Origin of the sequence: Herbidospora cretacea (genome assembly GCF_001570605.1) — a bacterium.
Taxonomy (GTDB): Bacteria; Actinomycetota; Actinomycetes; order Streptosporangiales; family Streptosporangiaceae; genus Herbidospora; species Herbidospora cretacea.
In genome coordinates this window covers 209,991-224,666 of sequence record NZ_BBXG01000002.1, presented here as the reverse complement: position 1 = coordinate 224,666, position 14,676 = coordinate 209,991, and the positions used below count along the sequence as shown (strand labels likewise).

The following is a 14,676-nucleotide window of genomic DNA, read 5'->3' as shown; positions in this document are numbered from 1 at the left end:
GATGCTGGCCGGGATTTTGGCCAGGGTGCTGGCCAGGGTGCTGGCCGGGATGTTGGCCGGGGTGCGGCGCGGGGTGCTGCGGGGCGGGGGGCTGTCCCCAGCCGCCGGTCGGCTGCTGCGGGGGCTGCGGTGCCTGAGGGGGAGCCGATTCGGCGGGCGAGCGACGGCGCCGCCCAGGTCGGGGCGCACGACCGGCACCCTCCGAGGGGCCGCCCGTCTGTCCCGGGCCATAGCTGCTGTTACTCACGCGTCCTCGTCAAAGTTCGTGGGGAATGTTCGCGACGTCCACTCGGCGTCTGTCCCGAGGACGTACGAGACCACCAGACGGTTCCGGTCACAACCTTGACAGGTTCTCCGGCGACCCAGAGGGGTATTCGCCGGATTCATGGGCCATCGGGGCCCTTGCTGACCGGGCTTTTACCCAGCGTGCGGGCACGGTTCCAGGTCGCGTCGACCCTCGCGCCACTCCCGTCCGCTGTGACCACATGTGGGCAAGATTACGTCCCTTTGCCAAAACGTGCCCAACCGTTGCCCCGCGTTGCGTGCCCTGACGGCGCGACGTATCCTTCAGATGTATCAGCTCGATACATCGCTCAAGCATACCGAGGAGGTGCTTCAGTGACCGGGTCCAGAAACGGCGTCCTGGAGCTCGCCGTCCTCGGCTCACTCCACGAGAACCCGCTGCACGGTTACGAGCTGCGCAAGCGCCTCAACACCCTGCTCGGGATGTTCCGCGCGTTCTCCTACGGCTCGCTCTACCCATGCTTGAAGGGTTTGCTCACCGACGGCCTGATCGTCGAGGAGGAGCCTCCGGACGACGTGGTCCTCGGCCGCCGGTCGAAGATCGTTTACAAGCTCACCGCCGAGGGCAAGGAGCGTCTCCAGGAGTTGCTGACCCAGGCGGGTCCCTCCTCCTGGGAGGACGAGAGCTTCGGCATCCACTTCGCGTTCTTCCGTCACACGGAGGCCGAAGTGCGCCTGCGGATCCTCGAAGGGCGGCGCAGCCGCCTGGAGGAACGAATGGAAAACGTCCGCACGGCCCTGGCCCGAACCCGTGAGCGGCTCGACAGCTACACGCTCGAGCTGCAGCGACACGGGCTGGAGTCGGTCGAACGCGAGGTCCGCTGGCTCAACGAGCTGATCAACACTGAACGGGCGCAAGCCGATAAAAGCCAATCAGAACGGGACAAACGTCCCGATTCCGATGAATAACGATCCAAAGGAGCGAGTGCGATGGGTTCGGTGCGCGTAGCCATCGTGGGTGTGGGGAACTGCGCCGCCTCACTGGTGCAGGGCGTCCACTACTACAAGGACGCCGACCCGGACATGCGTGTGCCGGGCCTCATGCACGTCCAGTTCGGCGACTACCACGTCGGCGACGTCGAGTTCGTGGCGGCGTTCGACGTCGATGCCAAGAAGGTCGGCCGTGACCTCTCCGAGGCGATCCTGGCCTCCGAGAACAACACCATCCAGTTCTGCGACGTGCCGCCGCTCGGCGTGAACGTCCAGCGTGGCCCGACCCTCGACGGCCTCGGGGAGTACTACCGCGAGATCATCCAGGAGTCCGACGACCACGCGGTCGACGTGGTCCAGGTGCTCAAGGACGCCCGCGTCGACGTGCTCGTCTCCTACCTGCCGGTGGGCTCGGAAGAGGCCGACCGGTTCTACGCGCAGTGCGCGATCGACGCCAAGGTCGCCTTCGTCAACGCGCTGCCCGTCTTCATCGCCTCCGACCCCGAGTGGGCCCAGAAGTTCACCGACGCCGGGGTGCCGATCGTCGGCGACGACATCAAGTCGCAGGTCGGCGCGACCATCACCCACCGGGTGATGGCCAAGCTGTTCGAAGACCGCGGTGTGGAGCTGCTGCGCACCTACCAGCTCAACTTCGGCGGCAACATGGACTTCATGAACATGCTGGAGCGCAAGCGCCTCCAGTCGAAGAAGATCTCCAAGACGCAGTCGGTGACCTCGCAGATCCCCCACGAGATGGCCAAGGCCGACGTGCACATCGGCCCGTCCGACCACGTGCCGTGGCTCGACGACCGCAAGTGGGCCTACGTCCGCCTTGAGGGCCGCTCGTTCGGCGACACGCCCCTCAACCTCGAATACAAGCTCGAGGTGTGGGACTCGCCCAACTCCGCCGGTGTCATCATCGACGCCGTCCGGGCCGCCAAGATCGCCCTCGACCGAGGCATCGGCGGGCCGATCCTGTCGGCGTCCTCCTACTTCATGAAGTCGCCGCCGGAGCAGTACTCCGACGACGACGCCCGCGACGCGGTGGAGGCCTTCATCCGCGGCGAGGTCGAGCGCTAGACCACAGCCGAGGGGCCCCGGGATGATCCCGGGGCCCCTCGGCTTTCCTACAGATCGCGTACGGCCGCGGGAAGCTCACCCGGATCGGCCACCGGCCACGTCAGGGGGTCGGGCCCGAGGGCGGCCAGCTGGGGGAGCTGCTCGGTGGCCCACGGGGAGATCTCCAGCTCGCCCGACAGCACCCGGTCGGAGAACTCCTTCCACGGCATCCACAGGACGCTGCCGACCTCGTCGGGATTGGCGGTCGGCTCCTCGCCCACCAGCGCCCGGTAGACCGGGCACAGCTCGTGTTCGACCGTGCCGTCGGGCATGACCGCGCGGTAGGAGAAGCGGGGCAGCAGCAGGTCGACGGAGGAAACGGTCAGCGAAAGCTCGTGGGACAGCCGGCGAATGACGGCCGAAGGAAGGCCCTCGCCGGGCAGGGGGTGACCGCAGCAGCTGTTGGTCAGCACCCCGGGCCAGGTGATCTTGTGGTCGGCGCGCCGGGTGAGCAGCACGTTGCCCGACCCGTCGAAGACGTAGCTGGAGAAGGCCATGTGCAGGGGGGTCGCCGTGCCGTGGACCGTGGACTTGGGGGCGGTGCCCACCGCGTTGCCCTCGGGATCGACAAGTACGACGTGTTCATCGTTCGTCACGCAATGAGACTACGGTCTCTTCCGTTCCGGTTCTGCCCTATCCGGGATGACCCTGATGTCCCAGGCTTGGGCCACGCGTAGGCTGACGGGCGTGTCCTACGTCTCAGATCTTCGTGTCGTTCTGCGAGGCAGGGACTTCCGACGGCTCTTCGGCACTCGCCTGGTCTCTCAATTCTCCGATGGGATCTTCCAGCTCGCGGTGGCCGGATACGCCTTCTTCAGTCCCGAGAAGCAGACGTCGGTCGCCGATGTCGCGGCCGCCTTCGCGGTCCTTCTGCTGCCCTACTCGATCGTCGGCCCGTTCGCCGGGGTGTTCATCGACCGCTGGTCACGGCGGCAGATCCTGGTCGTCGGCCCGCTGGTCAGAGCGGCCCTCCTGCTGCTGGCGGCGGTCGTCGTCGCGCTGCAGGCCCCCGACTGGATGTTCTACGCCACTGCCTTCGGCGTGCTCGGCGTCAACCGGTTCTTCCTCGCGGCGCTCGGGGCCTCCTTGCCCCACGTCGTCCCCAAGGACACGCTCATGATCGCGAACGCGGTCACGCCGACCTCCGGGACCGTCGTGACGTTCGTGGGCGCGGGTGTCGGCTTCGGGTTGCGGTGGATCTTCGGGCCCGAGCACCTCGGCACCGCCGGGATCCTGCTCATCTCGGGTGTGATCTTCGCGTCCAGCGCGCTGATCGCCCGGCGGATGAGCCGGGAACTGCTCGGCCCCTCCTTCGACCCCGACCGGCCGCAGGCGCGTGACGCCGTGCGCCACGTCGTCAGCGGGCTGGTCGACGGCGTGCGCTACATCGCCCACCGGCGGGGACCCGCCGCGGCCCTCGGGAGCATGGCCGCCCACCGGGTCCTCTACGGCATGTCGCTCGGCATGGTGCTGATGCTCTACCGCTACTACTTCACCACCGACGCCGAGGTGGGGCTGATGGCGCTCAGCGGCGTCGTGGCCACCTCGGGGCTGGGCTACTTCGCGGCGGCGTTCCTGACGCCGTGGGCGACGCAGCACTTCCGGATCGAGACGTGGATCCCGATCACCCTGGCCGTGTGCGGGGTGCTGGAGTTCCTGCTGTGCGTCCCGTTCCAGCAATGGGGCTTCCTGGTCACCGGCTTCGTGACCGGCGTCCTGGGCCAGAGCGGCAAGATCTGCACCGACGTGGTGGTCCAGCGCGGCATCGCCGACGCCTACCGCGGCCGCGTCTTCTCGATCTACGACCTGCTGTTCAACGGCATGATGGTGGCCGGGGTCTCGCTGTCGGCGCTGCTGCTGCCGCCCGACGGCCGGTCGGTGGTGGTGCTGACCATGATCACCGTGCTCTACCTCGTGGCGGCGGGCGCCTACCGGCTGGCGGTGCTTCCCGTCGTCCGGCAGGTGGAGCCCGTCGCCGTCAAGCCGTGACCGCCGCGACCATCGCCGCAGCGATGAGCGCCACCTCTTCCCGGGTGCAGGCGTAGGGCGGCATCGCGTAGACGAGCTTCCCGAAGGGGCGCAGCCAGACGCCGTGATCCAGAGCGGCGTCCTGCGCCTTTCTCATGTCCACCGGCTCGTGACACTCGACGACCCCGATGGCGCCGAGAACGCGTACGTCGGCCACCGAGGCCTCCACCGGAGCCAGGCCCTCGCGCAGGGTCCGCTCGATGAGGCCGACCTCCTCGCGCCAGGGGCGCTCGGCCAGCAGGTCGAGGGACGCGCCGGCCGCGGCGGCGGCCAGCGGGTTGCCCATGTACGTCGGCCCATGCATCAGCAGCCCGATGCGCTCGGCGATCTCGGGTGTGGTCAGTGTGGCCGCCATGGTCAGGTAACCGCCGGTCAGCGCCTTGCCGACGGTGACGATGTCGGCCCTGATCCCGGCGTGGTCGCAGCCGAACAGCTCGCCCGAGCGGCCGAAGCCGGTGGCGATCTCGTCGGCGATCAGCAGCAGCCCGTGGCGGTCGCAGATCTCCCGGAACGCCCGCAGGTAGGCCGGATTGTAGAAGCGCATCCCCCCGGCGCCCTGGACGACCGGCTCCAGGATCATCGCCCCCACCGCCGGGTCGCCCGCCAGCCGGTCGACCTCGTCGAGGTAGGCCTGGTCGACGGGGGCGTCGTAGCCCAGCGGCGGCACCGGAGCGAAGACCTGCTCGGCGACCGCGCCGGTGAAGATGTGGTGCATCCCGTTGACCGGGTCGCAGACCGACATGCAGCCGAACGTGTCGCCGTGGTAGCCGCCCCGGACCGTCAGCAGCCGCCGCTTCCCGGTCGCCTGGACGGCCATCTTGATCGCCACCTCGACCGCGACGCTGCCCGAGTCGGCCAGGAAGACCTTCTCGTAGCCGGTCATCGCGGCCAGCCGCTCGGCCAGCAGGATCGCCGGCTCGTGGGTGAGCCCGCCGAACATCACGTGGGCCATCCGGCCGAGCTGGTAGGTGATCGCGGCGTCGATCTCCGGCACCCGGTAGCCGTGGATGGCCGCCCACCACGACGACATGCCGTCGACGACCTCACGCCCGTCCTGCAGCTGGAGGTGCACGCCGTCGGCGCTCTCCACCACGTGGGTGGGCACGGCGGGCGGCACGGTCGCATAGGGATGCCACACGTGCCTCCGGTCGAGCTCGACCAGGTCGCTCACTTCTGGGCCGCCCACTCCAGGAGGCGGGCTCGGGCGACGTCCTTGCCGAGCATGCCCTCGTCCATCCGCAGGTCGAGCAGGAACTTGTAGGCCTTGCCGATCATGGGGCCCGGCGGGATGCCGAGGATCTCCTGGATCTCGTTGCCGTCGAGCTCGGGCCGGATCTTGGCCAGTTCCTCCTCGTCGGCCAGCTTGGCGATGCGCTCTTCGAGCTGGTCGTAGGTGCGGGCCAGGGCGGCGGCCTTGCGCTTGTTGCGGGTGGTGCAGTCGGCCCTGGTCAGCTTGTGGAGCCGGTCGAGCAGGTGGTCGGCGTCGCGGACGTAGCGGCGCACCGCGCTGTCGGTCCACTCGCCGGTGCCGTAGCCGTGGAAGCGCAGGTGCAGCTCGACCAGGCGGGCCACGTCGGAGGTGACCTCCTTGGGGAACCGCAGCGCGGTCAGCCGGCGCTTGGTCATCTGGGCGCCGACGACCTCGTGGTGGTGGAAGGAGACCCGGTTGCCGGGCTCGTTCCTGCGGGTCTTGGGCTTGCCGATGTCGTGGAGCAGCGCCGCCCAGCGCAGCACCCGGTCGGGGCCGCCGATCTCCTGGGCGATGGCCTGGTCGAGGACGATCAGGGTGTGCTCGTAGACGTCCTTGTGGCGGTGGTGCTCGTCGATCTCCAGCCGCAGCTTGGGCAGCTCGGGCAGCACGTGGTCGGCCAGCCCGGTGTCGACCAGCAGCGACAGGCCCGCGCGTGGGTGGGCGCCGCAGATCAGCTTGTCGAGCTCGGCCTGGATGCGCTCGGCCGAGACGATCTCGATGCGGCCCGACATCTCGGTCATCGCCCTGACCGCGTCGGGGTCGACGGTGAACCCGAGCTGCGAGGCGAACCTGGCGGCCCGCAGCATCCGCAGCGGGTCGTCGTCAAACGACTGCTCCGGCGTGCCGGGCGTGCGCAGCACCTTGCGGGCCAGGTCGCCCAGGCCGCCGTAGGGGTCGACGAACTCCCGGCCGGGCAGCCGGACGGCCATCGCGTTGACCGCGAAGTCACGCCGGGCCAGGTCGGCTTCGAGCGTCTGGCCGTAGACGACCTCGGGCTTGCGGGACTTGGGGTCGTAGGACTCGCTGCGATAGGTGGTGATCTCGAGCTGCCAGTCGCCCTTGCGCACGCCGACCGTGCCGAAGTCGATGCCTATGGTCCAGATCGCATCGCCCCAATCGCGCACGATCTCCAGAACTCGTTCAGGATGGGCGTCGGTGGTGAAATCGAGGTCGGCCCCCGATCGTCCGAGCAGCACATCGCGCACCGGCCCGCCCACCAGGGCCAGTTCGTGGCCGTGTTTGGCGAACAGGTCGCCCAGTTCGTGGGCGACGGGTTCGATCCGGCGGAGCAGGTCGGCCAGAGCGGTCTCTATCGGGTTTGTAGGGGACAAGCTGGGTAGGTCCTTCGGTTACGGAACAGGTGCCACTGGGCTAATACACCTATGGCGATCAGCAGGCTACGTTCAGTGCAGATCTGTCGGGGGCCGCGAAAAGGAGCAGACCACATGCAGGACGCCCTCGCGATCCATCGCTGGCTCCTCGCCCGTCAAATCCACCATGAAATCGTACGGCTTCCGCGCGTCCTGACTTCCGCCGACGAGCTGCCCGAGATGCTGGGCGTGCCGCCCGAGACGTGCGTGACCGTCACCGTGTTCGAGGTGACCACCCGCGGCTGCCGCGAACCCGTCGCCGTGATCAGCTCGGTGGCCGGGCGTCCCCGTCCGGGCGTGATCGCCGCCGCGTTAGGGGCCGAGCGGGTCAGGCCCGCCTCCTCCTACACGGTCAACGCGGTCACCGACTACGCGGCCGGTCTGGTCTGCCCGTTGCTGCTGCCCGAGAAGCTCACCCTGCTGATCGACCGGCGGCTGGTCGACGCGACCGACCCCGACGAGTTCGTGCACACCGCGACCGGCGAACGCATGACCGCGCTGCGACTACGGGCTGTGCATCTGTTCCCTCTGGCCTCGGGAAAGCCCGTGGAGCTCGCCGGTCACGGCCTGGCAAGCTGACATCGGCCATATGGCCGGGGCCTATAGCATTCAGGGCGTGCGTCGCCTCGGTCCCGTCTTGTTCGCCTTTCTGCTCGCCGGTGCGAGCCTGGCGATCCCGGCGGCCCCCACTGCCGCGGCGGCCTCCGCGCGGGCGGCCGACCCGGTCACGCTGAGTGATTTCAGCCCCGAATCCCCCGACAAGCCCGACCAGCTGGTGACCATCGCCGGCGCGGTCACCGGCGTCCCGCAGAGCTTCGTGAGCGTCCACGTGAAGTTCGCCGCCGGACGGCCCTTCACCTCGCGCGCCGAGATGGCCGCCTACGTGACCGGCCAGTCGGTCTTCACGAACTCGTGGCGGACGAAGGTGCAGTCGACCCAGCTCGACGGCTCGGGCAAGCTCCCGTTCACGGTCACCTTCACCCCGGCCGAGCTCGGCATCGGCCAGCCCGGCGTCTACCCGCTGGAGGTGGAGGCCGTCGACGGCGCGACCGGGCAGGTCGTCGGGGTCGAGCGCACCTTCCTGACGTACGTCCCCAAGGGCACCTCCGTGAAGCCGACCCGGCTGGCGCTGGCCCTCCCCCTGACCGCGCAGCCGAAGCGGGCAGACGACCAGACGTTCCTCAGCGACGACCTGTTCGGCGACGGCCGCCTCAACAACCTGCTGGCGCTGGCCACCGCGACCGAGGACACCGCCACCTGGTTCGTCGACGGGTCGGTGCTCGACGACGCCCAGCGCGTGTCGCGGCCCTACTTCGAGCCCGACGGCGACGACAAGCCGGGCATCGGCCAGGGCGCCGAGTGGGTGACCTCGCTGCGCTCGGCGCTGGCCGACAACCCCGTGGTGGCGATGCCCTACGCCGACTCCGACCTCGGTTCGGTCGTCCACAACGGGCTCGACACGACCACCCGCACGGCGCTGCTGGTCGGATCGCTGGCCACCAACCAGATGCTCAAACTGACCTCCGCCACCACGTCCACGGTCTGGCCCGTCGGCGGGGTGATCGACCGCGACACCCTCGACGCGCTGGCCGTCAACGGCGTCGACACAGTGCTCCTGGCCCAGGCCGCGGTGCCGCCCGGCGCGACGGTGGCGCGGGCCGGTTCGGCCGGAGTGGTCGACACGGTGGGCGGGCCGGTGATCGTGCAGACGGCCGATCCGGTGCTCAGCGGGCTGCTCGGCACCGACGGCAAGGCGGCCGGGGCGACCGTCGCCGCCCGGCAGCGCTACATCGCCGAGACGGCCATGAACGGGCTCACCGCCGCCAAGGCCGCGCCGCTGATCGCGATGCCCTCCAACCACCTGTGGAATCCCGACCCGACGTTCATGAACGCCCTGCTCAAGCCGCTGCCGTGGGTGCGCGACGTGCCGCTGGCCTCGATCCGGCCCGGGAAGAGGGCCGCGGTCGACGACCTGGTCTATCCGGGGCAGGCGCGGCAGGCGGAGTTGCCCAAGTCGTACATGAACGGGGTTCGCCGGATCGCCCGCACGGCCGAGGTCGCGATGGCGGTGCCGACCAGCGGCCAGCGGACCTACGACCGGGCGGTGCTGCGGCTGACCTCGGCGTCGTGGCGCGGCGGCAAGAAGGCGCCCGCGTTCGCCAAGCAGCTCAACACCGCGATCGTGAAGCAGATGAACCGGGTGTTCATCGTCGGCGCCAACGACCCGTTCGCGGTGGCCGGCAACAACGGCCGCATCCTGGTGACGGTCCGCAACACCCTGCGCGAGAACGTGAAGTTCAACCTTGAGGTCACCTCGCGCGACCCCGACCAGCTCCAGGTCGAGGCGGCCGGCGGCGTGTTCATCCAGAAGCTCGCCGAGGTCCAGGCCGGGAAGGCCGGGTCGTTCGAGATCCCTGTGGTGGTCCCCGCCGACCACGGCCGGGCCACCTTCGACGTGCAGCTCCTGACGCCCGACGGGCGGAAGTACGGCAAGCCGACGAAGATCATCATCTCCGCGACCGGGTACACCGGCATCGCCCTGGTGATCGTCGGCGTGGCGGTGACGATCATGCTGGCCGCCGTCGTGATGCGGCTGCTGCGCCGCCGTCAGCGCAAGGATCCGGTCTTCCCGGCGCCCGTGCCGATGCCCATAGAGCAGGAGGAGCCCCAAGGGGCGTAGCCTTCGTCTCGCCGTTGCCCGGGTGGATCAAGGAGTCGATCGATGAGCCGGATGTTGCGCGCGAGCGCGATTATGGCGGCGGGCACGCTCGTGTCGCGTCTGACCGGGTTCCTCCGGACCGCCATCCTGGCCTCGGCCATCGGCACGGCGATCCTGGGCGACGCGTACAACGTGGCGTACACGATCCCCTTCGTGCTGCTCGACCTGCTGATCACCGGCGTGCTGAGCAGCGTCGTGGTGCCGTCGATCGTCAAGCGGCAGAAACAGGATCCCGACGGGGGAGCCGCCTACGAGCAGAGGCTCCTGACCGTCGCCGCGCTCGGCCTCACCGCCGTCGCGATCGTCGCCGTCGTGCTGGCCAGACCCCTCGTGCTCCTGTACGCCGACAAGCTCCCCCCCGAGGGCGTCGACGCGGCCGTGACGATGGCGCAGTTCATCCTTCCCCAGATCGCCTTCTTCGGCGTCGGCGCCGTCGCGGGGGCGGTGCTGAACGCCCGCGACCGGTTCGCCGCCCCGATGTGGGCGCCGGTGCTCAACAACCTCGTGGTCATCGGCGTCGCGGCGGCCTACCTGCTGAGCGACGGCCCCTCCGACATCGACCGGGTCACCCAGGCCGACCTGGTGCTGCTCGGCCTGGGGACCACCGCGGGCATCGTCGCCCAGGCGATCGTGCTGGTCGTCTCGCTGCTGCGGGCCGGGGTCAAGTTCCGGCCTAGGTTCGACCTGCGCAACGCGGGGCTGGGGGAGATGGCCCGGCTCGGCGCGGGGGCGCTGGCCTTCACGGTGATCAACCAGGTGGGCTTCGTGATCACCACCAACCTGGCCGTCGGCGCGGGGGCCGCCGCCGCCGAGGAGGGCGTGCACGGCCGGGGCCTGACGCCCTACTCCTACGCCTTCCAGCTCTTCCAGCTCCCGTACGGGATCATCGCGGTCTCCGTCATCACGGCGCTGCTCCCCCGGCTCAGCCGCTTCGTCCACGACAAGGACTTCGCCTCGGCCCGCCAGGAGTTCGCGGGCGGGATCCGGACGGTCAGCGCCCTGATCGTGCCCGCCGGGCTGCTGCTGATGGTGCTCGGGCCCTCGGTGACCGTGCTGATCTTCGGGCGTGGGGCCGTCTCGGTCGACCAGGCCATCTACATCGGCAACGTGCTCCAGGTGTTCGGCCTGGCGCTGGTGCCGTTCTCGATCTTCCAGTTGCTGCTGCGGGTTTTCTACAGTTTCGGCGACACCCGCACGCCGGCGGTGATCGCCGGTGCGAACGTGGTGGTCAACGCTGCGATTGGTCTAACTTTGTACTTCACTATCCCGCCAGACCTTGTTGTCATGGGTTTGGCGGGTTCGTTCACAGTGACGTACGTTCTGGCGTGCGTCCTCACGTGGGTGCTGGCGTCGCGGCGGGTCGGCGGACTCGGCGGGCGGGCAGTGGCCTCCGGGCTGATGCGCATGTACCTCGCGGCTATCCCGGCCGCCCTCGTGGCGCTGGCGGTGCTGTGGGGGAGCGTGCGGATCACCGAGGTGACCGTGCTCAGCTCGCTGGTCGTGCTCGTCGTCGGCGGCGGTCTCGCGGGTGGCGTCTACCTCGTTCTCGCGCACCGGCTGGGCATCCAGGAAGTGCGGTCCATCATTGGAATGGTGACGAGACGGGTAGGACGCTAACGGTTTCCGTGCCAACGGGGCTTAAGGTCCGGTTGATACGACTCCGAAGGGGAAGGCGGGCAAGACCGGCGCGGCACTAGCATGGTGCGCCGCGGAGGACGCGGTAGTGGCAGAGTCGAGCGGAAGCGAGCAGGTGTGGGCGGATCCACCCGGAGTCGGCTGCCGTTCTGGGGAGCGGCGGCGTGAGCATGTCCACTGTCGAACCCGGAACCCGTCTCGCTGATCGATTCCGGCTGGAAGACCGGGTGAACGAGTCGGCCGGCGCCACCCTGTGGAAGGCCATCGACGAGGTGCTGGCGCGGCCGGTGGCCGTCCACACCTTCTCCCCTGATTTCGAACGTCAGCATGAGGTCGTGATCGCCGCGCGGGCGGCCTCCCGGCTCACCGACCCCCGGCTCACCCAGGTCTTCGACGCCGCCGACGAGGACGGCGTCGCCTACGTCGTCAGCGAGTGGGTCTCCGGCGAGACGCTGCTCGACCTGCTGTCGGCCGGTCCCCTGGAGGCCGAGCGCGGGGCCGCCCTGGTCGCCGAGGCCGCCGAGGCGATGGCCCACGCCCACGCCCACGGCCTGGCCCACTTGAACCTCACGCCCAACCGGCTGATGTGGACCTCCGGGAACACCGTGAAGCTGCTCGGGGTCGGCGTCGACGCCGCGATCCTCGACGCCGCCGACGGCCTGTCGGAGCAGGAACTCGCCCACGCCGACGCCCAGGGTCTCGGCCGGCTCCTCTACGCCGCCCTCACCGGCCACTGGCCCTCGCCCGACGACGAGTGCGGCCTGCCCGAGGCCCCGCGCGACGACGACCACTACTGCACCCCGCGCCAGGTCACGGCGGGCGTGCCCGGCTACCTCGACACGATCGCCTCGCGCATCCTCGGCCTGCGCCGGGGCGCCGAGCCGATGGACACCCCCGAGGAGATCGCCGAGGCCCTGTCGTCGGTGCCCCGCCCGGCGCCCGCCTCCGTCTCGACCGTCCCCCCGGCGGTCGAGCTGCGCTCCGAGCCGGTCGACACGATGGGCAGCCGGTCGGCCATGCCGCCGATCATCCACCGCCCGCCGCCCCCGCGCCGCTCCCCCATGCTGTCGCGGTTCGTGCTGACCGTGGTGGTGCTGCTGGCCATGGTCGTGGTCGGCGTCGGCGCCTGGACGCTCGGCAAGAGCCTCGGCACCGAGCCCGCCGTCCCGAGCGCCTCCCCGAGCACCCCCGCCGAGGAGGGCCAGGCCGCCGGCAAGCCCACCGAGGTGAAGATCGCCGGCGCGATCGGGTTCGACCCGCTAGGCGACGGCGAGGAGCGCAACGAACTGGCCGCCCTGGCCATCGACGGCTCCGCCACCACCGACTGGCACACCGAGACCTACGGCGGCCCCGACTTCGGCCGCCTCAAAGAGGGCGTCGGCCTGCTGCTCGACCTGGGCAAGGAGACCCGGCTGACCCAGGCGGTCATCGACTTCGGCGAGTCGGGCGGCACGGTCGAGCTGCGCACCGGCACCTCACCCGAGCCCGGCAGCCTGAAGACCTTCCTGACCCGGAAGGACGTCACCGGCAAGGTCACCTTCGACCTCAACGGCTCGTCGGCGACCCGCTATCTGCTCGTGTGGTTCACCGAGCTCCCGCCCCACGGGCAGGGCTACCGGACCATGATCCGCGACGTCAAGTTGATGGCGGCCAAGGGATGACCAGGCCGGTTTGATCTGTTTTACGCGCTTTGCCAATCCCAGAGGGAAGTATGGTGGCACCATCGTGCACGTGAACCCCTCGGGATCGGCAGACCAGTGACCTCGCCGCCAGACTTCCCCCAACCGGCCGATCCATCGGGTCAGCCGGCGCTGAGTGATGCCGATCTGCTGACCCGTCACATCGGTGGCGACACCACGGCCTTCAGCGAGATCGTCAAGCGCCACCGCGACCGCATGTGGGCCGTCGCCCTGCGGACGCTGGGCGACCCCGACGAGGCCGCCGACGCGGTCCAGGACGCGTTCGTCTCCGCCTACCGGAAGGCCGAGAGCTTCCGGGGCGACGCCGCCGTCACGACCTGGCTCCACCGCATCGTGGTCAACGCCTGCCTTGACCGTATGCGCCGGAAATCGGTCCGCCCGGTGGCCGACGACGAGCTCATCGAGGCCGCCGAACGCGACATGCCGCTGCCCGACCAGACGGCCGAGCGTGAGGTGTCTCTCGAGGTCACGGCCGCGCTCAAGCTGCTGCCGGCCGATCAGCGGGCCGCGCTGGTGCTGGTCGACATGATGGGCTACTCGGTCGAGGACGCCGCGGCCGTGCTGGACGTTCCAGCCGGAACGGTGAAGAGTCGATGTGCGCGGGGGCGCGCGAAACTTGCCCCAATTCTTTCGCATCTGCGGAACCGATCAGACCTCACTCGCGTCTCATCCCCGAAGGGAGCAGAACTTCGTGACGGGTGACACGCACTACGACCTGGAGATCCTGGCCGAGCTCGCCGAGGGACTCCTCGACGACGCGACGGCCCTGGAAGTCCGGTCGCATCTCGCGATCTGCGACGCCTGCGGGGAGAGCCTCGCCGGTCTGGCCGCGGTTCGTGAACTTCTCTCCGCGGTCCCGGTGACCGCGATGCCGCTGGGCGTCGCGATGAGGATCGACCGGGCCCTGGAGGCAGAGGCGCAGCGGGGTGGCCTCCGCCTCGTCGAGGAGCCCGACTGGGACGAGATCATGAAGGACTCGCCCTGGGAGGAGAAGCCGGTCTCCGAGCCGGAGCCTCAGGTCCTGCCCGAGGTGGTGCCTCTGGCCGCCAGGCGGAAGAGATCCCGACGCGCCTGGGCGATGCCGATCACGGCAGCCGCCGCGGCCGCCGTGGTGTTCGGCGGGGTCGGGCTCGCCACGCAGCTCGTGGCCTCCGGCCCGGGTGAGGGCGTCACCGGCGGCCAAGTCGCCGGACCCGCCGTCTCCCCGGAGAAGTCGCCGCTGAAGACCGCCGAGGCCGCCTGGGCGGTCCGGGCCAGCGGCCACAACTACACCTCGCGCGAGCTGAACGGCCCCCTGCTCGGCTACTTCGGTCCCGAGCCCGGCACCGGCAGCAACAGCGACGAGCAGACCGACAAGTGCGTGGCCCGCAAGGCCAACGAGCTCGACCGCCAGCCGATAGCGGTCGACCGCGCCTTCTACAACGGGCAGGACGCCACGATCATGGCCTTCTGGGAGGACAAGACGATCAACGCGGTCCGCGTCGTCGTCGTCGGCTCCAACTGCCACAATCTGAGGCCCGAGGGCCTCGCGACCTGGAACTGAGTTCGCGCTGATCAAAGGCCTCGCGGAATACCGCGGGGCCTTCGTCATGTGTGGCGGGAATCGCCGACGCCTAGGAT

The 14,676-nt window shown here is 69.7% G+C and carries 12 protein-coding genes; 9 read left to right on the top strand and 3 right to left on the bottom strand.

The window, feature by feature from the left end; translation table 11 throughout:
- Window positions 1-618: 618 nt before the first annotated feature.
- Both AW270_RS03535 and AW270_RS03530 read left to right on the top strand, forming a co-directional pair.
- A complete protein-coding gene (locus tag AW270_RS03535; RefSeq protein WP_061290566.1) occupies window positions 619-1,212 on the top strand; it encodes a PadR family transcriptional regulator in 594 nt (197 codons plus the stop codon).
- Between the two features lie 21 nt (window positions 1,213-1,233).
- Complete coding sequence (locus AW270_RS03530) at window positions 1,234-2,313, top strand: inositol-3-phosphate synthase (protein WP_061290565.1); 1,080 nt, start codon at window positions 1,234-1,236, stop codon at window positions 2,311-2,313.
- Between the two features lie 47 nt (window positions 2,314-2,360).
- Here AW270_RS03530 and idi read toward each other — a convergent pair whose 3' ends face one another.
- Complete coding sequence (gene idi / locus AW270_RS03525) at window positions 2,361-2,948, bottom strand: isopentenyl-diphosphate Delta-isomerase (protein ID WP_061290563.1); 588 nt, start codon at window positions 2,946-2,948, stop codon at window positions 2,361-2,363.
- 91 nt (window positions 2,949-3,039) lie between these two features.
- Here idi and AW270_RS03520 point away from each other — a divergent pair, with 91 nt between their 5' ends.
- Window positions 3,040-4,341, top strand: a complete 1,302-nt coding sequence (locus tag AW270_RS03520; protein ID WP_061290561.1) for an MFS transporter — start codon at window positions 3,040-3,042, stop codon at window positions 4,339-4,341.
- Here the strand turns inward: AW270_RS03520 and AW270_RS03515 are convergent.
- Window positions 4,331-5,542, bottom strand: a complete 1,212-nt coding sequence (locus tag AW270_RS03515) for an adenosylmethionine--8-amino-7-oxononanoate transaminase (protein ID WP_082801333.1) — start codon at window positions 5,540-5,542, stop codon at window positions 4,331-4,333. The genes AW270_RS03520 and AW270_RS03515 overlap by 11 nt on opposite strands.
- 5 nt (window positions 5,543-5,547) lie before the next feature.
- Entirely contained in the window at window positions 5,548-6,963 is a 1,416-nt protein-coding gene (locus AW270_RS03510) for a CCA tRNA nucleotidyltransferase (protein ID WP_061290557.1), read from the bottom strand.
- A 114-nt stretch (window positions 6,964-7,077) separates the two neighbouring features.
- On the opposite strand from AW270_RS03510, the gene AW270_RS03505 reads away from it, so the two are divergent.
- The 6 genes from AW270_RS03505 to AW270_RS03480 all read left to right on the top strand — a co-directional run bounded on the left by AW270_RS03505 (window position 7,078) and on the right by AW270_RS03480 (window position 14,599).
- On the top strand, window positions 7,078-7,581 hold the full coding sequence (locus AW270_RS03505; protein WP_061290556.1) for a YbaK/EbsC family protein: 504 nt from the start codon (window positions 7,078-7,080) through the stop codon (window positions 7,579-7,581).
- A 37-nt stretch (window positions 7,582-7,618) separates the two neighbouring features.
- Entirely contained in the window at window positions 7,619-9,682 is a 2,064-nt protein-coding gene (locus tag AW270_RS03500) for a DUF6049 family protein (RefSeq protein WP_157521660.1), read from the top strand.
- Between the two features lie 42 nt (window positions 9,683-9,724).
- The gene (murJ, locus tag AW270_RS03495; RefSeq protein ID WP_061290552.1) at window positions 9,725-11,338 is read left to right on the top strand and encodes a murein biosynthesis integral membrane protein MurJ; all 1,614 of its coding nucleotides are present in this window, start codon (window positions 9,725-9,727) and stop codon (window positions 11,336-11,338) included.
- 188 nt (window positions 11,339-11,526) lie between these two features.
- Window positions 11,527-13,017, top strand: coding sequence for a protein kinase family protein (locus AW270_RS03490; protein ID WP_063819083.1), 1,491 nt, complete (start codon window positions 11,527-11,529; stop codon window positions 13,015-13,017).
- Between the two features lie 96 nt (window positions 13,018-13,113).
- A complete protein-coding gene (gene sigM / locus AW270_RS03485) occupies window positions 13,114-13,758 on the top strand; it encodes an RNA polymerase sigma factor SigM (protein WP_061290548.1) in 645 nt (214 codons plus the stop codon).
- Window positions 13,748-14,599 (top strand): anti-sigma factor family protein, encoded by an 852-nt coding sequence (locus AW270_RS03480; RefSeq protein WP_061290546.1) that lies wholly within the window; start codon window positions 13,748-13,750, stop codon window positions 14,597-14,599. The genes sigM and AW270_RS03480 overlap by 11 nt, the downstream gene beginning before the upstream one ends.
- Window positions 14,600-14,676: the final 77 nt, after the last annotated feature.